Raw genomic sequence first — 21,455 nt, forward strand, 5'->3', positions numbered from 1 at the left:
CGCGCAGCGGCCTTCCTCCAGACACTTTTTCGGGGAGTCATGATGATGACGACCAAGCCTGCGGCTGCGCGCTCGCGCCGCGAATACGTGACGGCCGGACTGGCCAGCATGATGGGCACCACCATCGAGTGGTACGACTTTTTCCTCTACGGCACCGCCGCCGCGCTGATCTTCAACAAGATCTTCTTTCCGTCCTTCGATCCGCTGACGGGCACGCTGGCCGCGTTCGCCACCTATTCGGTGGGCTTTTTCGCGCGTCCGCTGGGCGGCGTGATCTTCGGCCATTACGGCGACAAGATCGGGCGCAAATCCATGCTGCTGATCACGCTGCTGCTGATGGGCGTGCCCACTATCCTGATCGGATTGATCCCGTCGTATGAGCAGATCGGCTACTGGGCCGCCGTGCTCCTCGTGCTGATGCGCTTCCTGCAAGGCATCGCGGTGGGCGGCGAATGGGGCGGCGCGGTGCTGATGGCGGTGGAGCACGCGCCGGACGGCAAGAAGGGCTTTTTCGGCAGCCTGCCGCAGGCCGGCGTGGCGCCGGGCCTGATCCTGTCGTCTCTGGCGATGGGGGCGGTCGCCAGCTTGCCCGAAGCCGACATGCTGGCCTGGGGCTGGCGCCTGCCGTTCCTGGCCAGCGTGGTGCTGCTGCTGGTGGGCTGGTTCATCCGCGTCAAGGTGGCCGAGTCGCCCGACTTCGAGCAGATGAAGGAGAAGGGCGCCAAGGTCGAGGTGCCGGTGGCCGAGGTGCTGAAGCATCATCGCCGCGCCCTGCTGGTGGTGGTGGGCGCCAGGCTGGCGGAGGTGACCTGGTTCTACACCGTCGTGACCTTCTCGCTGGCCTACGCCACGGGCACCCTGGGCATCGCGCGCTCGGTGATGCTGGACGCCACGATCTGGGGCGCGGCCGTCGCCTTGTTCACCATGCCGGTATTCGGCATGCTGGGCGACAAGATCGGCCATAAATGGGTGTTCATGGCGGGCACGGTGGGCATCCTGGCCTGCGCGCCGATGTTCTTCCATCTGCTGGGCACGCGCGACACCGGCTGGATCATCCTGGCGGTCTGCCTCGCGGTCGGCCTGGTCTACGCTTGCCTGTACGGGCCGGAAGGCACGCTGTTCTCCAGCCAGTTCCCGGCCGAAGTGCGCTACACGGGCATCTCGCTGGCGGTGCAGGTATCCGGCGCCATCGGCGGCGGCCTCGCGCCCATCGTGGCGACCTGGCTGCTGGCGAAGGGCGGCGGCGATCCCCGGTACGTGGTGTGGTACCTGAGCATCCTGGGAGTGATCGCCTTGTTCAGCGCGTGGCTGATGCGCAGCGAGGCCCCCGCGGCCGTCGCCCTGCGCGTGCCCGCGAGCGCCAAACTGAGGACGCCATGAAAACGATCGACTATTACTTCTGGATGAATTCCGACTGGGCCTACCTGGGCGCCGACCGCCTGGAGGCGCTGGCACGGCGCCAGGGCGCGGCGATCCGCTACCTGCCGGTGGACCTGCCCGAGGTCTACGCCCGCACCGGCGGAATCCTGCTGGGCCAGCGTTCGCCCGAGCGTCAGGCCTACCGGGTGGCGGAACTGGCGCGCTGGTGCCGCAAGCTGGGGATCCACGTCAATCCGCAGCCGGCCCATATGTGTCCCGACGCGGGCCTGGCCTCGCGCATCGTCATCGCCGCGGGCCAGGCCGGCCTGCCGGTGGCGGCGCTGTACAAGGCCATCCTGAAGGCCGAGTGGTGCGACGAGCGGGACATCTCCGACGAGGCCACGCTGCGCGCCATCCTGCGTGAGCAGGGGCTGGACGACGTCGCGCTGCTGGCGGCGGCGGCCCGGCCGGACGCCGAGGCCGCCTATCGAGGCAACACCGACGCGGCGGTGGCGGCCGGCGTGTTCGGCTCGCCCGCGTATGTCTACCGGGGCGAGCTCTTCTGGGGCCAGGACCGGCTGGACATGCTGGAGGAGGCGGTGGCGGCGTAGGCCGCGCGCCGGGCGGGCCCGGCGCCCGCCCGGGCCCCGTCCTACTTCTTCACCAGCGGGCAGGTGGACTTGGACAGCGGCATGAAGGCCTGGTCTCCCGGCAGGGTGGCCACCAGCTTGTAGTAGTCCCAGGGTCCCTTGGATTGCGCGGGCTGCTTCACTTCGAAGAGGTACATGTCGTGCACCATGCGGCCGTCCTCGCGGATGCGGCCGTTGGCCGCGAAGAAATCGTTGATCGGCATGGCCTTCATCTGCTTCATGACCGCGGCGGGCTCGTCGGTGCCGGCGGCCTGCACGGCCTTCAGATAGTGCATCACCGAGGAATAGGTGCCGGCCTGGCTCATGTTCGGCATCTTCTTGAGCTTGTCGTAATAGCGCTGCGACCAGGCGCGGGTCTGGTCGTTCATGTCCCAGTAGAAGGCCTCGGTCAGCGTCAGGCCGGCCGCGGCCTCCAGCCCGATGGCGTGGATGTCGTTGATGTACAGCAGCAGCCCCGCCATCTTCTGGCCGCCCTTGGTCAGCCCGAATTCGCTGGCGGCCTTGATGGCGTTGACCGTGTCGCCGCCGGCGTTGGCCAGGCCCACGATCTGCGCGCGGCTGGCCTGGGCCTGCAGCAGGTAGGAGGCGAAGTCGCTGGAGCCCAGCGGATGGCGCGACGCGCCCAGCACCGTGCCGCCGTTGGCTTTCACGACTTCGGTGGCGGACGCCTGCAGCGTGTGGCCGAACGCGTAGTCGGCCGTCAGGAAGTACCAGCTCTTGCCGCCTTGTTCGACGGTGGCGCGCGCCGTGGTGTTGGCCAGCGACCAGGTGTCGTAGGTGTAGTGCACGGAATAGGGCGAGCACAGGTCGTTGGTGATGCGCTCGGTGCCGGGCCCGCTGAAGACCACGATCTTCTTTTTTTCGCGGGCCACTTCCAGCACCGCCAGGGCGGGCGCGGAACCCGCCACGTCCATGATGGCATCCACCTTCTGGACGTCGTACCACTCGCGCGCCTTGGCCGCGGCGATGTCGGCCTTGTTCTGGTGGTCCACCACCATCAGGTCGATCTTCTTGCCCAGCACCGTGCCGCCGAAGTCGGCGACGGCCATTTCCGCCGCGGTGGCGCTGCCCTTGCCGGTCACGTCGGCATAGATGCCGCTCATGTCCAGGATCAAGCCCAGGCGGACCACGTCGTCGGAGACCGCCGCGGGTTGCGCGTGTGCGGTGCTGGCGGCGAAGGCGGCGGAAAACAGGGCAAGCGTGCTGCGCAACTGCAGGGACATCCGGGGTGTTCCGGGGCATTTCATGGTTGGTCTCCTTGGTGCCGGATCTTTTCGGATACTGCGGGAGGCGCCTCGGAGTGTGCTGCGGCGCTCTGTTTTGGGGAAGGCGGTTGCGGGCGGGCCGGGCCTCAGCGGTCGGTCAGCAGGTCGAACTCCATCCGCACCTTGCGGAACGGGAACTCCAGCCGGGCGAAATACACGACCCGGCCGTCTATGCAGGCGTAGCGGCGCAGCTCGGCGACCGGCGAGGACACCGGAATCTGCAGGGATTCTGCGGATTCCTGGCCGGCTTCGATCACGTTGAGCACCTGGCGGGCTTCGCTGATGCGCGCGCCGTAGAATTGGTCCAGCACCGGCGCCACCGTGCTTTTCTGGATGCGGGCGCGATGCTTGCGGAACAGCCCGCTGTCCAGGAAGACTTCGCTGTAGCAGAAGGGGCCGGCGTCCGTGGTGTGCACCCGGCGCAGGTACTGGAAGCTGCCGCTGCGGTCGGCGCCGCAAGGCATGCCCAGGGTATCGGGCAGCGGCGAATCGGCGCTGGATTCCACCAGCGACACCGTGCCCAGCTGGTTGCTCAGTTCCACGGTCTCGGCCCAGGTCTTGGGGATGAGCAGCGTGGGCGTCTCGGGCAGTTCGGCGTTGACGAAGGTGCCCGACCCGCGCGAACGCCGGATCAGGCCGTCTTCTTCCAGCAGGCCGAAGGCCTGGCGGATGGTTGCCCGCGAGATGCCGTAGGTTTCCATCAGGGATTCCAGCGGCGGGATCTGCTGGCCGGGCCGCCAGGTGCGGTTCTGGATGTGGCTGCGAAACAGCGCCGCCGCCTGCAGATAGAGCGGCTGGGGGCTGTGCGAGAAAAGCTTGCGGGCGGGCATGGTCAGGGCAAGGGCGGAGTGGACGGTTGCGCGAGCAGGGCATCGGCCATCTCGCGCAGCCGGTGTTTCTGGATCTTCACCGAATTGGCGCTTTCCACCGAGGGGAAGGCGTCCAGCACGGTGAAGCCCGCCGGCGCCTTGAAGCCGGCCATCGCCGCCTTGCAGGCGGCGGTCCAGCCGGCGGGATCGGCCTGCGCGCCGTCCTGCAGCAGCACGAAGGCGTAGGGCACGGTCTTGCCCGCCTGGCTGGCGCCCACGACCTGGCAGGCGCGCACGCCGGGCAGCGTCTCCACCAGCTGCTCGATCTCCACCGGATTGACCAGGAAGCCCGAGAGGCGCAGCGAATCGCCCATGCGGGTCTGGAACACGAACTGGCGCGGGGTCAGCGTGTACCCCAGGTCGCCCGTTTTGAAGTAGCCATCGGCGGTGAGGGCCGAGCGGGTGGCGTCGGGATTGTCCAGGTAACCCTGCATCAGGCTGGGCGACAGGATCTCGATCTCTCCCGATTGGCCGTGGGGCAGGACCTGGCCAGTGGCCGGATCGCGCGCCCGCACGCGGGCCTCGGGATAGATCAGGGTGCCGCCGGGCTGGTGGCGGGCCGACACGTCGCCTTCGGCCGGATCGCGCGGCTGGCCGGCCACCAGCGCCACCAGTTCGCTGGAGCCGTACAGGCCGGTCAGCGGCACGCCGGCTTCGCGGGCCAGGTCGAGCATGCGGTCCAGCGCCGGCGTGAAGCTGGCGAAGCCGAACAGCCGGACCGAGGCGAAGTCGCCCGGCGAGGCGGCCTCCATCATGCCGACGAGGGCTTCGTTGTTGGCATAGGTGTGGGTTACCGCGTGGCGGCGCACGGCGGCGGCCGATTCGGCGGCATTGAACACCGGCGCGCAGACGACCGGCGCGCCTTGCGCCAGGCCGCCCACCAGGGTGGCGAAGCCGAAGGCGCCGCAGAACGGCGCGCTGGCCAGCACGCAGCTGCGCGCGTCATAGCCATAGGCCGCGGCCACCGCCTCGCCGTGGCGCAGCAGGGTGCGCTGGTCGTGCAGCACGAACTTCGGCTTGGAGGTGGTGCCTGAAGTGGTGAAGCACAGCACGCCGGCGTTGTCCCGCGCCGGGGGGACGGGATCGGACGACGCCAGCAGGTCGGCGTAGCGGTGCGCCGGCTTGCCGCCGGCCTTGGGCGATTCGCCGGCCTCGCCCAGCGCGATCAGGCCTTGCAGCCGCGCCAGGTGCTCGGGCGCGACGTCCTCCAGGATGCCCTGGAAGTCGATGCCCTTGAAACCCGGCCAGTACACCAGCCAGTCGGCATGCCCGCGGCCGAGGATGTCGGCCACTTCCAGCGCCCGGAAGCGCGTGTTGACCGCCAGCACCAGGGCGCCCAGGTGCGCGCAGGCCAGGAACGATTCCACCCACGCCGCGCAATTGGGCAGCCAGACCGCGACGCGTTGCCCCGGCCGCACGCCGAGGCGCGCAAGGCCGGCGGCCAGCGCGCGGCTTCGCGCGCGCAGCGCCTGGGCGCTGATCGGCTGGTCCTGGTCGATCAGGAGCGGGGCGTCGGGCTGGCGCGCGGCGAGCGCGTCCAGGTGCGCGGAGAACGTCGAGTACGGGAAGGACATGGCTTACACCGTGGCGATCGGCGTCACCGGGGAACCCACCGCGCCGGGCATGCGCAGGGGCGGGGCGGTCAGCAGGAAGCGGTTGCGGCCCTGTTCGTGCAGCCAGTCGGCCAGGTCCTTCAGGTACCAGAGTTCGGCCAGCGGCACGCCCAGCTTGAAGAGGCAATGGTGATGCAGCGGCAGGATGGAGTGGCCGGGGCCGGCGGTGCGCGCCGGATAGGCCTCGACGGCGTAGTTGTCGGCGCAGAGGGCGGCGATGCCGGACTGCGTGATCCAGTCCAGCAGCGCCGGATCGGAGCCGTCGAGCACGGCGCCCGTGCGCTCCAGTTCGTGCGGATCGGGCTGGCCGCCCATGGCCACGATGGCCTCGGCGAAGCCGGTGCGCAGCACCAGCATGTCGCCGCTTTCCACGGCGACGTCCTGCGCCCGCATGGCGGCCTGCAGTTCGGCGTGGCCCACGAGCGTGCGCCCCGGGCCGAACGCCCGCGCCAGGTCCACCAGCACGCCCCGGCCCTGCATGCCTTTCTCGGCATAGCGGTTGATGCCCAGCTTGCGCGCGTAGGAGCCGCCCGGCGGGCAGCAGGCGTCGTCGGCGGAGGCGTCGGCGCCGCCGAACACGTCCACGCCGGCCGCGTAGCCGTTGTAGTAGACGCGGCGCGGCTCGCCGTCGCCCTGGATGTCGAACATCGCGCCCACGTGGCACAGGCCGTCCCATTGCGTGGAGTACTGCATGGACAGCGTGACCTGGTCGTCCGACAGCACGTCGACCGCGTCGGGCTGCACCTGCGACATCTGGAAGTTGAGGTAAGGCGTGCCTTCGCGGAAGGTGGGCTTGAGCGTGGGCGCGTGGCGGCGCGGATTGAGCACGTTGCCGCCGGGCAGGTCCAGCGGCAGGGACAGGCAGAACACCTTGCCCGCGCGCACTTCGCGCACGCCCTGCAGCACTTTTTCCTCGGTGAGCAGGTTCAGGCGGCCGATCTCGTCGTCCGCGCCGAAGTCGCCCCAGGTGGATCCTTCCGGGCGTCGGGTCCAGCGTTTCATCTGCTTGTCTCCTGTCGGTTTTCTATGTTCTTATTAATATAGTACGTATTTACGTACTTTATAAAAATATCCGAAAAAACCCAGAGAAATCCGCATTCAGCGGGTTCGAGAGGAGACAAAGCCATGACGCAATTCCTGCATCCGCGCACCGGATGGCGCGGCGCCGCCTTCGCCGCCCTGGCCTTGCTGGCGCTGCCGGCGGCGCATGCCGCGGGCTACCCCGACCATCCCGTCACCGTGGTCGTGCCGTATCCGCCGGGCGGCGGCGCGGACCTCTTCGGCCGCGCCATCGCCCACGCGCTGGAGCCGGGCCTGAAGCAGACGGTGCTGGTGGAGAACAAGCCCGGCGCGGGCGGCAACATCGGCATGGCCTACGTGGCCCGCGCCAAGGCCGACGGCTATACGCTGGGCCTGGGCACGATCGGCACCCAGACCATCAACCAGTTCCTGTACAGCAACATGGCGTTCGATCCCGAGCGCGACCTGGTGCCCATTGCGCTGGTGTCCACCACGCCGAACGTCATCGCGGTGAGCGCCAAGTCGCCCTACAAGACGGTGGCCGACGTGATCAAGGCGGCCAAGCAGTCCAAGGACAAGAAGCTGACCTACGCCTCGCCCGGCGTCGGATCCTCGGTGCACCTGACCGGCGCCTACTTCGAAGCCATGGCGGGCGTGACCATGCTGCATGTGCCGTTCAAGGGCACCTCGGCGTCCTTGCCGGCAGTGGCGGGCGGCCAGGTCGACCTGTTGTTCGACAACCTGCCGGGCGCGCTCGCGCAGATCAAGGACGGCAACCTGGTGCGCGGCGTGGCCGTGACCTCGGCCGCGCGCGACGCCTCGGTGCCCGACCTACCCACCGTCGCGGAATCCGGCCTGCCGGGCTTCGACGTCACGGCGTGGTTCGCGCTGTATGCCCCGCGCAATACGCCGGAGCCCGTGGTCAAGCAGTTGATCGAAGCGGCCCGCAGCGGCTTGCAGAACCCCGCCATCGCCCGGAACTTCGCGGGCATGGGCGCCAAGCCCGGCACGCTCTTCGGCGCGGACCTGGCGGCCTTCGAAAGCGAGGAACGCAAGAAATGGGGCGGACTCATCAAGGACAAGGGGATCACCGCGCAATGAACACACCCATCGCACTGGTCACCGGCGGCAGCCGGGGCATCGGCCGCGCCATCGTCGCGCGGCTGATCGAGGACGGCTACCAGGTCGTCAATTTCAGCCGCGGCGCGCCCGAAGCGCTGCTGCCCGGCGAGACCTTCCGTTCGGTCGACCTGGGCGACGCGGCGGCGACCACCGCCGCCGCGCGGGAACTGGCGGCCGAGCGCCCCGTGCTGCACCTGGTCAACAACGCCGGGATGATCCAGGTCGCCGACATCGAGGACGTGACGCAGGAGCAGATGGCCCGCATGATGGCGCTCAACCTCACCGCGCCGCTCCTGTTGCTGCAGGCGCTGCTGCCCGGCATGCGGGCGGCGAAGTACGGGCGCGTCGTGAACATCGGCAGCCGTGCGGGCCTGGGCAAGGGAGGGCGCTCGGTCTACGGCGCTTCCAAGGCGGGCCTGGCGGGCATGACGCGGACCTGGGCGCTGGAGCTGGCGGCCGATGGCATCACGGTCAATACCGTGGCGCCGGGTCCGGTCGCCACCGAACTCTTCAACCAGTCGAACCCGCCGGGCGCGCCGAAGACCGTGGCGCTGGAAGCGTCGATCCCGGTGGGCCGGGTGGGCCGGCCGGACGAGGTGGCCCACGCGGTCGCCATGCTGCTGGATCCGCGCGCGGGCTTCACCACGGGACAGCTGCTGTATGTGTGCGGAGGGATGTCGGTGGGCCTGGCGGGTTAGGGCCTGTTAACAGGCCCTAGGCGGACCGCCGCGGCCCCGGCCGCAGCGCGAACTGCCGCGCCAGTTCCTTGCGCGACACCTTGCCGCTGGCGTCGAGCGCCGCCGCGCGCTCTTCGCGCAGGCGCCGGAGCACCTCGGTGGGCGCCACGCCGAAATGCGCGACGAACTTGCGCTGGAAAGTGCGGCGCGACATATGGCAGGCGTCGGCCATGTCGTCCACCGACCAGCGCGCCGACAGCTGCGCTTCCATTTTCTCGACCAGGTCGCGGAAAGGCGCCGCCACCCGGTCCTGAAGGCGCAGGGTCTGGCTGTACTGGCGCTGATCGCCGTTGCGCCGCATGAAGACCACCAGCCGGCGGGCCACCTGTTGCGACAGGTCCGGCCCGAAATCGCGCTCGATCAGCGCCAGCGCCAGATCGATGCCGGCGGTAACGCCGGCGGAGGTCCAGTATTTACCGCTCTCGATGAAGATGCGGTCGTCCTGCACGCGCAGGGCGGGATAGCGGGATTGCAGGCGGGTGGCCGAGCGCCAGTGGGTGGTGACGGCCCGGCCGTCGAGCAGGCCGGTGGCCGCCAGCACGAAGGCGCCGGTGCACACGCTGCTCGTGCGCCGGGTATCCGGGTCGCGGCGGCGCAGCCAGGCCTGCGTTTCGCGGTGGGCGCTGGCGAGGTCGGCGCCCGGCCCGCCGGGGACGAGCAGGGTGTCGATGGGCGCGTCCGCGTCGTCCGCGAAGGTGCCGTCCACCTGCATGCGCAGGCCTTGTTCCCAGGTGGCGACCACGGGCGTGGCGGCGATGGTGTGCAGGCGGTAGAGCGGGCGGCCGGCTTCTTCGTTGGCCGAGCTGAACGCCTGCCACGGCCCGGCCAGGTCCAGCGGCTGGAAACCGTCGTACAGCACGAACACGATGCGCAATGGCGCATCCGGGGCCGCATTTGGCGCAGCCGGCCGGGCGCGTCCGCCTATGCTGGGGGCTGGCGTTTCTGAGGGAGCATCGTCATGCATGTGAATTTTCTCTTGTTCGAGGGACTGACCCAGCTGGATATGACCGGGCCTTACGAGGTGCTGGCGAACGCGCCGGGCTTTACCGTGGATTTTGTCGCAAAAACGCTCGATCCGGTACGGTGCGACCGCGGACTGCGGTTCGTGCCCACCCAGACACTGGCTTCCGCGCCGCCCTGCGATCTGCTGGTGGTGCCGGGCGGGCCGGGCACGGATGATGCCATCGTCGACCCCGATTGGGTGGATTTCACGCGCCGGCAGGGGAGCGAGGCACAGTATGTGTTCGGCATTTGCACCGGCTCGCTGCTGCTGGGCGCGGCGGGGCTGCTGCGTGGCAAGCGCGCTTCCAGCCATTGGCGCGCGCGGGAATTGCTTTCGCGGTTCGGCGCCCGGCCCAGCGACGAGCGGCTGTGCATCGACGGCACGCTGTTCACGGCGGGCGGGGTGACGTCCGGCATCGACATGGCGCTGAAAGTAGTGGCCGAGCTGTGCGGCGAAGATGCGGCCAAGCTGATCCAGCTGCAGATCGAGTACGACCCCAAGCCGCCGTTTCCCGGCGGCACGCCCAAGACCTCGGAGCCGGCCGTGGTGGAGCGCTACCTGGCGATGTCGCAGGCGCGCTTTGAACGGCGTGCGCTGGCGGTGGACCGCGCCGCGGCGGCGATGGCGCCCTGAGCGCGCCTAGCGGGCCAGGTGGTCCAGCGGCAGCGGGCTTTGCGGCTTGACGGTCTGGATGGCGAAGTTGCTGCGGATGTCTTTCACGCCGGGCAGTTTGAGCAGGGTATCGAGCAGGAAGCGCTCGTAGCCGCGCAGGTCCGGCACCACCACCTGCAGCAGGAAGTCGGATTCGCCCGACACCAGATGGGCCGCGATGACCTCGGGCAGCGCGCTGACTTCCTTGCGGAATTCGGCGGCGTCGCGCTCGTGGTGGCGTTCCACCTTGATGCCGACGAAGACGGTCAGGCCCAGGCCGACTTCGTCCGGCGCGAGCCTGGCCTCGTAGCCCTGGATGACGCCGGCCTCCTCCAGCAACCGCACGCGGCGCAGGCAGGGGGAGGGCGACAGGCCGATCTGCTCGGCCAGCTCGACGTTGGTCAGCCGGCCGTTGTGCTGCAGGGCCTCCAGGATGCGGCGATCATAGCCGTCGAGTTCGCGTTTTGGCATGAAATTATTATTCCGGCTAGCGAATTGGTTCAGTATGCCAATCATGATAGATCGGATGGCAGGAATAGCAAGCACATGCCAGCCCGTTTTTTCTAGAATGATCGCCTTCTCAATGGCGACGGGCGGGAGCGGGCGATGGCGGATATGGCGATGTTTCTGGGGGCGCTGCTGATCGTCTACGTGGTGCCGGGGCCCGACATGATCCTGCTGCTGGAAACCGGCCTGCTGCGCGGGCGCGGGCAGGCGCTGGCCGTGGCGGCGGGGTTGGCGATCGCCCGGGCCGCCCACGTGACCCTGGCCGCGCTGGGGTTGGCGGCGCTTTTCAAGACCCACCCCTGGGCCTTCGATGCCGCGCGCGCGGTGGGCGGTTGCTATCTGGTCTGGCTGGGCGTGCGCCTGCTGCGCGCGGGCCCGGTGTCGTACGAGGCCGCGAGCGGCGCGGCGCCGAGCCAGGCGGGCTGGGGGCCGGCGCTCCTGAGCGGGGTGCTGACCAACGTGCTCAACCCCAAGGCCCTGCTGTTCTGCTCGGTGCTGCTGCCGCAGTTCGTGTCGCCGGACCAGGGGCCGATCGGCCGCCAGTTCGCCGTGCTGGGCGTGATCCTGGTCGGCCTGGGCCTGGCGTTCGACGTCATGTGCGCCCTGGCGGGCGGGGCGGTGGGGCGCTGGATGTCGGCCAGCCCGCGCGCGCAGAAGATCCAGAGCCGGGTGTTCGGCGTGGCCCTGATCGCCTTCGGCCTGCGCCTGACGATCGCGCAGCGCCCGGCCTGAGGCCCGGCGCTCCCGCGGCGCGCCAGAACCTCATTTGGCGAAGGCGTACGAGGATTCGTCCGTTTCCTCGGTGCGCGTCGCCGGAGCAACGGCGCCGTCCTCCAGCAGTTCTTCCGGCCGCAGGCCCTTGGTCAGTTCCAGGGCCTGGCGTTCGAACAGGCGGCGGTACAGGCCGTTCTTCAGGCGGATCAGCGCCTCGTGGCTGCCTTCCTCGATGACGCGGCCGTGGTCCATCACCAGCAGGCGGTCCAGCGCGCGCACGGTGGACAGGCGGTGCGCCACCACCAGCGTCGTGCGGCCCTCCATCAGGCGGTCCATCGCCTGCTGGATCAGCACCTCGCTTTCGCTGTCCAGGCTGGACGTGGCTTCGTCCAGGATGAGGATGGGCGCGTCGGCCAGGAAGGCCCGCGCGATGGCCACGCGCTGGCGTTCGCCGCCAGACAGCTTCACCCCGCGCTCGCCCACCAGCGTGGCGTAGCCCTTGGGCAGCGCCATGATGAAGTCATGGGCGCTGGCCAGGCGCGCGGCCTGCTCGATCTCGGCCTGCGTGGCGCCGGGGCGCGCATAGGCGATGTTCTCCGCCAGGGTGCGGTGGAACAGCACCGGCTCCTGCTGGACGATCGCGATCTGGCCCCGCAGGGACGACTGCTTCGCCTGGGCGATGTCCTGCCCGTCGATGGTGATGCGGCCGCCGTTCACGTCATACAGGCGCTGGATCAGCTTGATGAAGGTCGTCTTGCCCGACCCGGAGTGCCCCACCAGCCCGATGCGTTCGCCCGGCGCGATGCGCACGGAGAAGTTCTCGTACAGCGCCGTGTCGTGCTGGCCGTAGCGGAAGGTCACGTCCTCGAAGCGGATCTCGCCGGCCATAACGCGGATCTCGCCCGCGCCGGGCCGGTCTTCCACGCCCAGCGGCTGCTTTTCCAGCGCGACCAGTTCTTCCATGTCGTTGACCGAACGCTGCAGGTTGCGGATGTGCATGCCCACGTCGCGCAGGTGGCCCTGCAGCATGAAGAACATCGTCAGGGCGAAGGTGATGTCGCCCACGCTGGCCTCGTTGCGCGACCACAGCAGCAGCGACACGCCCAGGATGCCGGCCTGCATGGCCACCAGCATGGCGCCCTGGAGGCCGCCGTTCAGCGTGCCGCGCACCCAGGTGCGGCGGGTGCGGTTGCGCCATTTGTCGACGACGCGAGCCAGCCGGGCCTCTTCGCGCGTTTCCGCGCCAAAGGCCTTGACCACGGCATTGCAGCTTACGGAGTCGGCCAGCGCGCCGCCCATGCGCGTGTCCCAGGCGTTGCCCAGGCGCGCGGCCGGAGCGACGTAGCCCAGCGACATGGCGACGGTGACGGCGATATACAGCACCGAGCCCGCGCCCACCACCAGCCCCATCATGGGCCAGTGCACGCCCAGCAGCGCGGTGGCGCCGACCAGCATGACGACCGAGGGCAGCAGCGCCACCAGCAGCGTGTCGTTCAGCAGGTCGACCGCCCACATGCCGCGCGTGACCTTGCGCACCGTCGAGCCGGCGAAGCTGTTGGCATGCCAGTCCGTGGAGAAGCGCTGCACCCGGTAGAAGGCGTTGGACACGATTTCATTCATCATCTTCAAGGTGAAGACGATGATGTTCTGGAACACGGCCTGGCGCAGCAGGGTGCTGCCGACGCCGAGCGCGATCAGCAGCCAGAACGAGGTGAGGGCGGCGCTCCAGACGATGTCATCGCTTGCGGCGCCCGAGGCCACGGCGTCGATCAGCCGGCCCGCGTACAGCGGGGTCAGCACGTCGGCCATCGCGGACGAGAGGGCGAGCGCGACGATCAGCGCCGTGCGCCACGGTTGTTCGCGCCAATAGCGGAAGGTAAAGCCCAGGACGTCCCTGAAGGTCTGTCCTCGTAGATCGAGTTTTTGTCTAGCCATTGCAATGGCCCGGCGGCGCGATGACGCCAGGATTCCTTGTGTGTAAGGAGGACGGAACGGCCCGCGCGGCAGCGCAGGCATTGCGTTTAAGGGTTTGGGGCGGGCGCGGGGGACCAGTCGCTAAATACGGATTTAGCGATGGGTCCGCGCGGGCGACGACTTAATGGCGTCGCGGGGACACGCGCGGGAAAGCGGTTTGCGGATACATCATCTCGCGCCTCCCAGTGGTGTGTGGAATGAAGAAAAGGAATGGGCAAAGGCCCGAATTGAAGATTCTATAGAAGTGGTGTAGCGGAATCAACGGTATCGCACGCGCTGTGGGGTTTTTTCAACTCGCGGCGCGCGGCCCTCAGGCCGATGGGGTGAACAGTTCCGCGGGCAACTTGGCGACGGCGTCGTAGGTGAGGCGGATGTGGCTGGCGAGCAGCGCGCAGGCGCGGTCGGCGTCGCGGGCGAGCGTGGCGTCGAGAATGCCCTGGTGCTCATCGTGCAGGTCGCGGGCGATGGGCCGGCGGGTGACGGTCAGGCGGCGGTAGCGCTCGGCCTGCTGGTACAGGATGCCCAGGAAATGGTGCATCCACCGCGACGGACAGGCGCGGATCAGTTCGCGGTGGAACTCGCGGTTGCGCTGCTCCCATTCTTCGAAGCGGGCGTCGGGATCGGCGGCCAGGCGCTGCTCGGCTTTGCTCAGGCGATGGAAGGCGGCGAGCACGGCGCTTTCCCAGTCGTCGTCGCCGACGGCGATGGACTGGCGCAAGGCCTCGGTTTCGAGCAGCACGCGGTTTTCGGTGATGTCGCGGAAATCTTCCAGCGAGATGGGCGTGACGTGGAAGCCGCGCTGGCCGTGGGCGACGACGAGCGCATCGGACACGAGCAGGGCGAGGGCTTCGCGCAGCGTGCCGGCGCCCACGCCGTAGTCGTCCTTCAGGTGTTCGACCCGCAGGCGCGAGCCGGGCGGAAGCCTGCCCTGGATGATGTCGTGGCGCAGCTTGACGTAGGCGGCGCCGACCAGCGTGTTGGCCGGACCGGCGTGCGAAAGGGAGGGTAGCGGGGTGCCGTCAGACATGCGAGTACTTTAGCACCGCGCGGCAGGAATCTCGATAAATTAGATCGGACCCGAGATTCCTGCCGCGAGAGCGGGCTATTTGAGAAAGCCCGTGGACAGCCAGGGCACGGCCGCGATAACGACGATGCCGACGGCAAGCGAACTCAGGTAGCCCATGATGGGCCGGATGCCCGCCTCGGGCGCGACACGGCCGATGGCGCAGGCGGCGTAATAGCCCACGCCGAACGGCGGCGCGAACAGGCCCAAGCCCATGGACAGGATGACCACCATGGCGTAGTGCACCTCGTGGATGCCCATCTGGTGAGCGATCGGGAACAGCAGCGGACCGAACAGCACGATGGCGGGTATGCCTTCCAGCACGCTGCCCAGGATGACGAAGGCGACGATGGACACGGCCATGAAGGTCGCGGCGCCGCCGGGCAGCCCCGCCATGGTCGTGGCGAGCTGGGTGGAGAAGCCAGATTGCGTCAGCGCCCAGGCCATGCCGGTGGCGGTGCCGATGATGAGCAGGATGGCGCCGGACAGGCAGGCCGTGTCCACCAGCATGGGCTTGAGCCGCTTGGGGTCGAAGCAGCGGTAGACCAGCAGCCCGACGAGCGTGGCGTAGACGATGCCGATGGTGGATACCTCGGTCGCCGTGGCCACGCCCTCGACCACGGCAGCCCGGATGACGAAGGGCAGGGCCAGCGCCGGCAGCGCCACCAGCAGCGCTCGGCCGATCTGGCGGCCGCTCGCCTTGCGCACCGTGCTCAGGTCTTCGCGGCGGTTGCGCCACCAGACGACCAGGCAGAGCATCACGCCCAGCACCAGCCCCGGCAACAGGCCGCCAGTGAAGAGCGCGGTGATCGACACGCCCGTGACGGAGCCTATGGTGATGAGCACGAGGCTGGGCGGCACCGTTTCGGTCTGCGCGCCCGTGGCGGACAGCAGCGCGACCAGGTCGCCTTCGTCGGCGCCCCGTTCGCGCATTTCCGGAAACAGCACCGGGGCCACCGCTGCCATGTCCGCCGCCTTGGCGCCGGAAATGCCCGACACGACGTACATGGCGCCGATCAGCACGTAGGACAGGCCGCCCCGCACGTGTCCAAGCAGGCTGGCCAGGAAGGCGACCATGCGCTTGGCCATGCCGGTCATTTCGATGAGAACGCCCAGGAACACGAACAACGGCACCGCGAGCAGGATCAGGTGGGACATGCCTTCGTCCATGCGCCCGACCACCACCATCATCGGCACGTCGGTGGTCAGCGACAGGTAGCCGAACGTGGCCAGTCCGAACGAAAACGCGATCGGCACGCCCGCGAGTACCGTCGCCGCCACGATGCCGACGAAGAAGATCAGCAGGTTCAGGTTGCCCAGGCTGGCGAACACGGGCTGCAGCGCCGCCATGGCCGCGACCACGCCGCCGACCAGCAGCAGCGCCAGCCCGGCAGTGCGCCATTGCGTGCGCTCGACCAGCCGCAGCAGGGCGATCAACGCCATCAAGGCGGTGCCGACGGGCAGGGCCGCCGCGCGCCAGACGTTGGGGATCTCCAGCGCGGCGGTCGTGACGTAGCGCTCTTCCGAGGCGTATTCGAACCCCGGCGCCTGCAGCATGAGGAGGAAGGCCAGCGCGGCCGCCACCGCCACCATGTCCAGCACGGCGCGGGCCGCGGGCGAGGCGCGGTTGACCAGCGCGCCCATGCGCATGTGCTCGCCGCGCCGGAAGGCGACGACCGCGCCCAGCATCGCCAGCCAGAGGAACAGGATCGAGGCCAGTTCGTCGGACCACACCAGCGGTTCGTGCAGCGCATAGCGCGCCACGATGCCCGAGAACAGGATGACGATCTCCGCGACCACCAGGATGGCCGCGGGGATCTCCACCAGGTGTCCCAGGGCGTTGTCCGCGGCGACGGCCCAGGGACGCCTGGCGCCCGGCGGCGCCTCCGCGCCGGCCAGCACGTCCGCGGGGTGGGTCATCGCCGCCCTCATGAGAGCCTCCCTACGGATTGTTCGAGCAGGCTCCAGGCCTTCTCGCCGTACTTCTCCTTCCAGCCTTCATAGAAGCCCGCCTTGCGCAGGGATTCGCGGATGGGAGCGGCGTCGGGCGTGTTGAAAGCCAGGCCCTCTTCGGCCAGCTTGGTCTGCAACTGGTTGTTCAGCGCCAGCACGTCCGCGCGTTCGGCCATGCCGGCCGCGTCGATGTGCTTGGCGACGACCTCGCGGATGTCGGCCGGCAGCTTTTCCCAGGCGCGGCGGTTGCCCAGGAACCAGAAGCCATCCCACATATGGTTGGTCATGGAGCAGTACTTTTGCACTTCGTAGAACTTGGCGGTCTGGATGATGGCCAGGGGGTTTTCCTGCGCGTCGACCACGCGGGTCTGCAGCGAGGAGTAGGTTTCGTTGAAATTGATGCTGGCGGGCGACGAGCCGAGCGCCTTGAACATCGACGTCCAGAGCGGGCTGACGGGCACGCGGATCTTCAGGTCGCGGAAATCGTCCGGGCCGGCGATGGCGCGCGAACTGGTGGTGACCTGGCGAAAGCCGTTGTCCCAGATGCGATCCATGACGAACAGCCCCTTGCCGTTGATTTCGCGGCGGATGTGCGCGCCGAGTTCGCCATCCATGGCCTTCCAGACTGCGTCGTAGTCGGGAAACGCGAAGCCGATGCCGCTGATGGACGCGGCGGGAACCAGGGTGGACAGGATCAGGCCCGACAGGGTGAAGAACTCGACGGCGCCGGCGCGCAACTGGCTGAGCGTGTCGGTGTCGGATCCCAGTTGGCTGCTGGGGAACACGGCAAGCTCGAAGCGGCCCCCGGTGTCGCGCAGGATATTTTGCGCCGCTTCGTTGGCGCGCAGATTCATGGGATGCGCCGGGGGCAGGTTGTTGGCGTACTTGTACCGGTATTGCGGCGCCGCCAGCGTCCGCTGGAACGGCGCCATGGCCAGAAGCGCGCCGCCTCCCGCGGCGCTCATGAGTTTGCGTCGAGTCGTGTTCATGCTGTCTCCTTGGTTATGAGATCCGGCCTTCTTCGAGGGAGACCGGATAAAGCGCCTTGCGAGGCTTCTTGCTTTATCTTTGCATGCGGTCCATTATATGGACCTACGTAATACCCTTAAATTTATTTAATCACATTGATTCTCTAGCGTAAATCACAAAAACTGGTGCAGAATGAAAAAACAGGATGAACATAGTGGTCCACAAAATGGACCACTGAAAAAATCAGGCGGAGACAACGTGACGGATACCTCATCCCAGGTCGGCGGCGCCCAGGCGATTTCCCGGGCCATGCTGGTGCTGCGCGGCGTATCGCGCATGCGCGGCGAGGGCGCGGGTCTGTTGGCGCTGACCCGCGACACGGGCATGAGCAAGCCGACCGTGCACCGCATCCTGGCGGCGCTGGCGGCCGAAGGCATGGTCGAGCAGGATCCCGCCACCCGCCGCTATTTCCTCGGCCCCGAATGCCATGTGCTGGGCAACATCGCCAGCGAGCGCTTCGGCATCAACCGGCTGGCCGCGCCCGTGGTGGCGCGGCTGGCGCACGAGTGCGGCGATTCCGCCTTCTTTTCGCTGCGGCGCGACGTGTTCGCGGTCTGCGTGCTGCGCGAGGACGGCGACTACCCGCTCAAGACGCACGTGCTGCTGCCGGGCGACCGCCACCCGCTGGGCATCGGCGCCGGCAGCCTGGCGATCCTGGCGGCGCTGCCCGACGATGAGGTCGAGGCCTGCCTGCAGGCCAATGCGGCCTTGATCGCGGCGCGTTATCCGCACTATTCGGTGCCGCTCATCCGAACCCTGGTGGACGAAGTCCGAGAACAGGGCTACGCCGTGAACCGCGGCCTGGTGGTGCCGGGCTCGTGGGGCATCGGCGTGCCGTTGCGCGACGAACAGGGGCAGGTGCTGGGCGCGCTGAGCATTGCCGCGGTCGAGTCGCGCATGGATGAGGAGAGACAGTTCCAGTTGGCCAAGCTGTTGTCCCGCGAGGCCAAACGCCTGCTCGCGCAGGCCAATCCCGGGGGCCGCGAGGCGCGGACACGTCCGCCGGCCCCCAAGCCCAAGCCCTGATCCGCCTTGCGGGCGGACCGGGGCGCCACTTGAGGAGACAGCAATGAGCAAGCGCGCCGTCATCGTGGGGTGGTCGCACATCCCATTCGGCAAACTGGAGGACCCCGACACCGAGAGCCTCATGGCTCGCGTATCCGGCGCAGCCCTGGACCATGCGGGCATCGCGCCCGAGGACGTGGACGGCATTTATGCCGGCGTCATGAACAGCGGCTTCCAGAAGCAGGACTTCCAGGGCGCGCTGGTGGCCCTGGCGCAGCCGGCGCTGGCGCAGGTGCCGGCCGCAAGGCTGGAGAACGCATGCGCGACGGGCTCGGCGGCGTTGTACGCGGCGATGGATTTCATCGAGGCGGGGCGGGGGCGCGTCGCGCTGGTCGTCGGCGCCGAGAAAATGACCTCGCGTCCCACGGCCGAGATCGGCGACATTCTGCTCAATGCGAGCTACCGCAAGGAAGAGGCGGATATCGCCGGCGGCTTCGCCGGCGTCTTCGGCCAAATCGCCGCCGCCTATTTCGAGCGCCACGGGGACCAGGGCGAGGCGTTGGCGCAGATTGCCGCGAAGAACCACAAGAACGGCGTGGACAATCCCTACGCGCAGATCCGCAAGGACCTGGGTTTCGATTTCTGCAACACCGTTTCGGAGAAGAACCCCTATGTCGCCGCGCCGCTGCGCCGCACCGACTGCTCGCTGATCTCGGACGGCGCGGCCGCGCTGGTGCTGGCCGACGAAGCGACGGCGGCGGGCCTGCGCCGCGCCATCGCTTTCCGGGCGCGGCGCCAGGCCAACGACATCCTGCCGCTCAGCCGGCGCGACCCCATCGCTTTCGAGGGCGCGGCGCGCGCATGGCGCGAGGCGCTGGCCGATGCCGGCGCCACGCTGGACGACCTGAGCCTGGTGGAGACGCACGATTGCTTCACCATCGCGGAACTGATCGAGTACGAGGCCATGGGCCTGACGCCGCGCGGGCAGGGCGCCAGGGCGCTGCGGGAAGGATGGGTCCAGAAGGGCGGACGCCTGCCGGTGAATCCGTCGGGCGGTCTCAAGGCCAAGGGGCATCCGGTGGGCGCCACGGGCGTGTCCATGCACGTCATGGCCTGCCTGCAACTGGCCGGAGAGGCGCAGGGCATGCAAGTGCCGGGCGCCGCATTGGCGGGCGTGTTCAACATGGGCGGCGCGGCCGTGGCCAACTACGTCAGCATCCTGGAGCGCGTCAAATGAGCGGCGGTCCCGAATTCGCGGCCGCGACGGACGCGGCAGCCGGCGCCGCGGCGCCCCGGGGAGGGGTGGCCCCCGCGTCGCGTCGCGCGATGAACCTGGCGCATTTCCTGGTCCAGGCGGCGCGCCGCCATCCCGCCCGCCTGGCGCTGCGGTGCGGCAGGCTCAGCCGTAGCTGGAGCGAGTTGGACGCGCGCACCGCCGCGCTGGCGCAGGCGCTGGGGGAGCGCGGAGTGGGCAAGGGCGACCGGGTGCTGGTGCATTCCCGCAACAGCTTCGAATTCGTCGAAACCCTGTTCGCCGTGCTGCGCCTGGGCGCGGTCTGGGTGCCGACCAACTTCCGCATTTCCGCGGACGAGGCCGTCTATCTGGCCCAGGCCGCGGGCGCCAAGGCCTTCCTCTGCGAAGGGCAGTCGCCGGAACATGCGGCGGCCGTGGCCCGCGCCATGCCCGGCCTGGCGCTGCTGGCGCGGCTGGGGCCGGGAAGCTTCGGCGAGGCCGACACCGCCACGCTGATCGAGGCGCGGCTGGAGACCGCGCCGCGGGCTTGCGCGGACGTGGATTACGACGATCCATGCTGGTTCTTCTTCACGTCCGGCACCACCGGGCATCCGAAGGCCGCGGTGCTGACGCATGGACAGATGGCTTTCGTGGTCACGAACCACCTGTGCGACCTGATGCCGGGCACGACCGAGGACGACGTCAGTCTGGCCGTCGCGCCTTTGTCGCACGGCGCGGGCATCCACTTCTTGACGCAGGTGGCGCGCGCGGCATGCACGGTGCTGCCGGAGGGCGCGCGCTTCGATGCCGGCGAACTGTGGGGCCTGGTCGAGCGCCATGGCGTAACCAACATGTTCGCCGTGCCCACCATCGTGAAGATGCTGGTAGAGCATCCCGCGGTGGACGAGCGCGACCATCGCAGTCTGCGCTATGTGGTCTACGCCGGCGCGCCCATGTACCGCGAAGACCAGAAGCGCGCCCTCGAAAAACTGGGCAGCGTGCTGGTGCAGTACTTCGGGCTGGGCGAGGTGACCGGCAACATCACGGTGCTGCCGCCTTCGCAGCACCGCGCCGCGGACGCGCCAGACGCGCGCGCGGGCACTTGCGGATACGAGCGCACCGGCATGCAGGTCAGCATCCAGGACGAAGCGGGCCGGCCGCTGCCCGCGGGGCAGACCGGCGAGATCTGCGTCTGCGGCCCGGCCGTGTTCGCGGGCTACTACGCCAATCCGCAGGCCAATGCCAAGGCGTTCCGCGACGGCTGGTTCCGCACGGGCGACCTGGGCTATCAGGACGAACAGGGCTACCTCTACATCACCGGCCGGCAGTCCGATATGTACATCTCGGGCGGGTCCAACATCTATCCGCGCGAGGTCGAGGAAAAAGTGCTGGCCCACCCCGCCGTGGCGGAAGCCGCGGTGCTGGGCGTGCCCGATCCGACCTGGGGCGAAGTGGGGGTGATGGTCTGCGTGCTGCGTCCCGGCCATGCGCTGGAGGCGGAGGCGCTGCTGGACTGGCTGGCGCCGCGCATCGCGCGCTACAAGCTGCCGCGCCAGGTGTTTTTCTGGGAGTCGCTGCCGCGCTCGGGCTACGGCAAGATCACCAAGAAACTGGTGCGTGACGCCCTGCACGAGCGCGGCTGCCTGGCGCTGGCTGCGCAAGCGGAAGGCTGAACGGCAGTATCCAC

At 68.8% G+C, this 21,455-nt stretch carries 19 protein-coding genes; 9 read left to right on the forward strand and 10 right to left on the reverse strand.

Annotation, left to right across the window (positions count from 1 at the left end; translation table 11 throughout):
- The first annotated feature begins 42 nt into the window (after positions 1–42).
- Positions 43–1,380 (forward strand): MFS transporter, encoded by a 1,338-nt coding sequence (locus ADE01S_RS05095; protein WP_082775715.1) that lies wholly within the window; start codon positions 43–45, stop codon positions 1,378–1,380.
- Entirely contained in the window at positions 1,377–1,970 is a 594-nt protein-coding gene (locus ADE01S_RS05100) for a 2-hydroxychromene-2-carboxylate isomerase (RefSeq protein WP_062680388.1), read from the forward strand. The genes ADE01S_RS05095 and ADE01S_RS05100 overlap by 4 nt, the downstream gene beginning before the upstream one ends.
- Before the next feature lie 41 nt (positions 1,971–2,011).
- Here ADE01S_RS05100 and ADE01S_RS05105 read toward each other — a convergent pair whose 3' ends face one another.
- From ADE01S_RS05105 to ADE01S_RS05120, 4 genes are all read right to left on the reverse strand, one after another.
- On the reverse strand, positions 2,012–3,232 hold the full coding sequence (locus tag ADE01S_RS05105) for an ABC transporter substrate-binding protein (protein WP_242663456.1): 1,221 nt from the start codon (positions 3,230–3,232) through the stop codon (positions 2,012–2,014).
- Between the two features lie 128 nt (positions 3,233–3,360).
- Complete coding sequence (locus ADE01S_RS05110; RefSeq protein WP_062680390.1) at positions 3,361–4,104, reverse strand: GntR family transcriptional regulator; 744 nt, start codon at positions 4,102–4,104, stop codon at positions 3,361–3,363.
- Between the two features lie 2 nt (positions 4,105–4,106).
- Positions 4,107–5,717, reverse strand: a complete 1,611-nt coding sequence (locus ADE01S_RS05115) for an AMP-binding protein (protein WP_062680391.1) — start codon at positions 5,715–5,717, stop codon at positions 4,107–4,109.
- Positions 5,718–5,720: 3 nt separating this feature from the next.
- A complete protein-coding gene (locus ADE01S_RS05120; protein WP_062680392.1) occupies positions 5,721–6,758 on the reverse strand; it encodes a cyclase family protein in 1,038 nt (345 codons plus the stop codon).
- Positions 6,759–6,881: 123 nt separating this feature from the next.
- Between ADE01S_RS05120 and ADE01S_RS05125 the strand changes: the two genes are divergently transcribed.
- Both ADE01S_RS05125 and ADE01S_RS05130 read left to right on the forward strand, forming a co-directional pair.
- A complete protein-coding gene (locus ADE01S_RS05125) occupies positions 6,882–7,877 on the forward strand; it encodes a Bug family tripartite tricarboxylate transporter substrate binding protein (RefSeq protein WP_062680393.1) in 996 nt (331 codons plus the stop codon).
- Positions 7,874–8,596 carry an SDR family oxidoreductase gene (locus ADE01S_RS05130; protein ID WP_062680394.1) on the forward strand — a complete coding sequence of 241 codons (723 nt, stop codon included), beginning with the start codon at positions 7,874–7,876 and terminating at the stop codon, positions 8,594–8,596. The genes ADE01S_RS05125 and ADE01S_RS05130 overlap by 4 nt, the downstream gene beginning before the upstream one ends.
- A gap of 16 nt (positions 8,597–8,612) precedes the next feature.
- On the opposite strand, the gene ADE01S_RS05135 is transcribed toward ADE01S_RS05130, so the two are convergent.
- Positions 8,613–9,503, reverse strand: a complete 891-nt coding sequence (locus ADE01S_RS05135) for a GlxA family transcriptional regulator (protein ID WP_062680511.1) — start codon at positions 9,501–9,503, stop codon at positions 8,613–8,615.
- 90 nt (positions 9,504–9,593) lie between these two features.
- On the opposite strand from ADE01S_RS05135, the gene ADE01S_RS05140 reads away from it, so the two are divergent.
- Complete coding sequence (locus ADE01S_RS05140) at positions 9,594–10,271, forward strand: DJ-1/PfpI family protein (RefSeq protein ID WP_062680395.1); 678 nt, start codon at positions 9,594–9,596, stop codon at positions 10,269–10,271.
- Positions 10,272–10,277: 6 nt separating this feature from the next.
- Here ADE01S_RS05140 and ADE01S_RS05145 read toward each other — a convergent pair whose 3' ends face one another.
- Positions 10,278–10,760, reverse strand: coding sequence for an Lrp/AsnC family transcriptional regulator (locus ADE01S_RS05145; RefSeq protein ID WP_062680396.1), 483 nt, complete (start codon positions 10,758–10,760; stop codon positions 10,278–10,280).
- A 144-nt stretch (positions 10,761–10,904) separates the two neighbouring features.
- Between ADE01S_RS05145 and ADE01S_RS05150 the strand changes: the two genes are divergently transcribed.
- A complete protein-coding gene (locus ADE01S_RS05150) occupies positions 10,905–11,528 on the forward strand; it encodes a LysE family translocator (protein WP_232482014.1) in 624 nt (207 codons plus the stop codon).
- 30 nt (positions 11,529–11,558) lie between these two features.
- Here the strand turns inward: ADE01S_RS05150 and ADE01S_RS05155 are convergent, their stop codons facing one another.
- From ADE01S_RS05155 to ADE01S_RS05170, 4 genes are all read right to left on the reverse strand, one after another.
- Complete coding sequence (locus tag ADE01S_RS05155; RefSeq protein WP_062680398.1) at positions 11,559–13,445, reverse strand: ABC transporter ATP-binding protein; 1,887 nt, start codon at positions 13,443–13,445, stop codon at positions 11,559–11,561.
- Between the two features lie 349 nt (positions 13,446–13,794).
- Positions 13,795–14,511, reverse strand: coding sequence for a GntR family transcriptional regulator (locus ADE01S_RS05160; protein WP_062680399.1), 717 nt, complete (start codon positions 14,509–14,511; stop codon positions 13,795–13,797).
- Positions 14,512–14,586: 75 nt separating this feature from the next.
- A complete protein-coding gene (locus ADE01S_RS05165; RefSeq protein ID WP_373281393.1) occupies positions 14,587–16,467 on the reverse strand; it encodes a TRAP transporter large permease in 1,881 nt (626 codons plus the stop codon).
- An 8-nt stretch (positions 16,468–16,475) separates the two neighbouring features.
- Positions 16,476–17,489 (reverse strand): TRAP transporter substrate-binding protein, encoded by a 1,014-nt coding sequence (locus tag ADE01S_RS05170; protein ID WP_062680401.1) that lies wholly within the window; start codon positions 17,487–17,489, stop codon positions 16,476–16,478.
- 238 nt (positions 17,490–17,727) lie between these two features.
- Between ADE01S_RS05170 and ADE01S_RS05175 the strand changes: the two genes are divergently transcribed.
- From ADE01S_RS05175 to ADE01S_RS05185, 3 genes are read left to right on the forward strand one after another with little or no spacing between them, the layout of a single operon-like run.
- Positions 17,728–18,555 carry an IclR family transcriptional regulator gene (locus tag ADE01S_RS05175; RefSeq protein WP_228468220.1) on the forward strand — a complete coding sequence of 276 codons (828 nt, stop codon included), beginning with the start codon at positions 17,728–17,730 and terminating at the stop codon, positions 18,553–18,555.
- A gap of 43 nt (positions 18,556–18,598) precedes the next feature.
- On the forward strand, positions 18,599–19,771 hold the full coding sequence (locus ADE01S_RS05180; protein ID WP_062680403.1) for an acetyl-CoA acetyltransferase: 1,173 nt from the start codon (positions 18,599–18,601) through the stop codon (positions 19,769–19,771).
- Positions 19,768–21,441: an acyl-CoA synthetase gene (locus ADE01S_RS05185; RefSeq protein WP_062680404.1), complete on the forward strand. Its 1,674-nt coding sequence runs from the start codon at positions 19,768–19,770 to the stop codon at positions 21,439–21,441. The genes ADE01S_RS05180 and ADE01S_RS05185 overlap by 4 nt, the downstream gene beginning before the upstream one ends.
- The last annotated feature ends 14 nt before the right edge of the window (positions 21,442–21,455 follow it).

Origin of the sequence: Achromobacter denitrificans NBRC 15125 (assembly GCF_001571365.1) — a bacterium.
Lineage (GTDB): Bacteria > Pseudomonadota > Gammaproteobacteria > Burkholderiales > Burkholderiaceae_B > Achromobacter > Achromobacter denitrificans.

Excerpts from the sequence above, each read along its gene's own strand:
- ADE01S_RS05120 (WP_062680392.1), bottom strand. The coding sequence starts at position 6,758 with ATGAAACGCTGGACCCGACGCCCGGAAGGATCCACCTGGGGCGACTTC.
- ADE01S_RS05095 (WP_082775715.1), top strand. The coding sequence starts at position 43 with ATGATGACGACCAAGCCTGCGGCTGCGCGCTCGCGCCGCGAATACGTG.
- ADE01S_RS05125 (WP_062680393.1), top strand. The coding sequence starts at position 6,882 with ATGACGCAATTCCTGCATCCGCGCACCGGATGGCGCGGCGCCGCCTTC.
- ADE01S_RS05180 (WP_062680403.1), top strand. The coding sequence starts at position 18,599 with ATGAGCAAGCGCGCCGTCATCGTGGGGTGGTCGCACATCCCATTCGGC.
- ADE01S_RS05100 (WP_062680388.1), top strand. The coding sequence starts at position 1,377 with ATGAAAACGATCGACTATTACTTCTGGATGAATTCCGACTGGGCCTAC.
- ADE01S_RS05130 (WP_062680394.1), top strand. The coding sequence starts at position 7,874 with ATGAACACACCCATCGCACTGGTCACCGGCGGCAGCCGGGGCATCGGC.
- ADE01S_RS05150 (WP_232482014.1), top strand. The coding sequence starts at position 10,905 with ATGGCGATGTTTCTGGGGGCGCTGCTGATCGTCTACGTGGTGCCGGGG.
- ADE01S_RS05110 (WP_062680390.1), bottom strand. The coding sequence starts at position 4,104 with ATGCCCGCCCGCAAGCTTTTCTCGCACAGCCCCCAGCCGCTCTATCTG.
- ADE01S_RS05155 (WP_062680398.1), bottom strand. The coding sequence starts at position 13,445 with ATGGCTAGACAAAAACTCGATCTACGAGGACAGACCTTCAGGGACGTC.
- ADE01S_RS05105 (WP_242663456.1), bottom strand. The coding sequence starts at position 3,232 with ATGTCCCTGCAGTTGCGCAGCACGCTTGCCCTGTTTTCCGCCGCCTTC.
- ADE01S_RS05115 (WP_062680391.1), bottom strand. The coding sequence starts at position 5,717 with ATGTCCTTCCCGTACTCGACGTTCTCCGCGCACCTGGACGCGCTCGCC.
- ADE01S_RS05160 (WP_062680399.1), bottom strand. The coding sequence starts at position 14,511 with ATGTCTGACGGCACCCCGCTACCCTCCCTTTCGCACGCCGGTCCGGCC.
- ADE01S_RS05145 (WP_062680396.1), bottom strand. The coding sequence starts at position 10,760 with ATGCCAAAACGCGAACTCGACGGCTATGATCGCCGCATCCTGGAGGCC.
- ADE01S_RS05170 (WP_062680401.1), bottom strand. The coding sequence starts at position 17,489 with ATGAACACGACTCGACGCAAACTCATGAGCGCCGCGGGAGGCGGCGCG.
- ADE01S_RS05185 (WP_062680404.1), top strand. The coding sequence starts at position 19,768 with ATGAGCGGCGGTCCCGAATTCGCGGCCGCGACGGACGCGGCAGCCGGC.
- ADE01S_RS05140 (WP_062680395.1), top strand. The coding sequence starts at position 9,594 with ATGCATGTGAATTTTCTCTTGTTCGAGGGACTGACCCAGCTGGATATG.
- ADE01S_RS05165 (WP_373281393.1), bottom strand. The coding sequence starts at position 16,467 with ATGACCCACCCCGCGGACGTGCTGGCCGGCGCGGAGGCGCCGCCGGGC.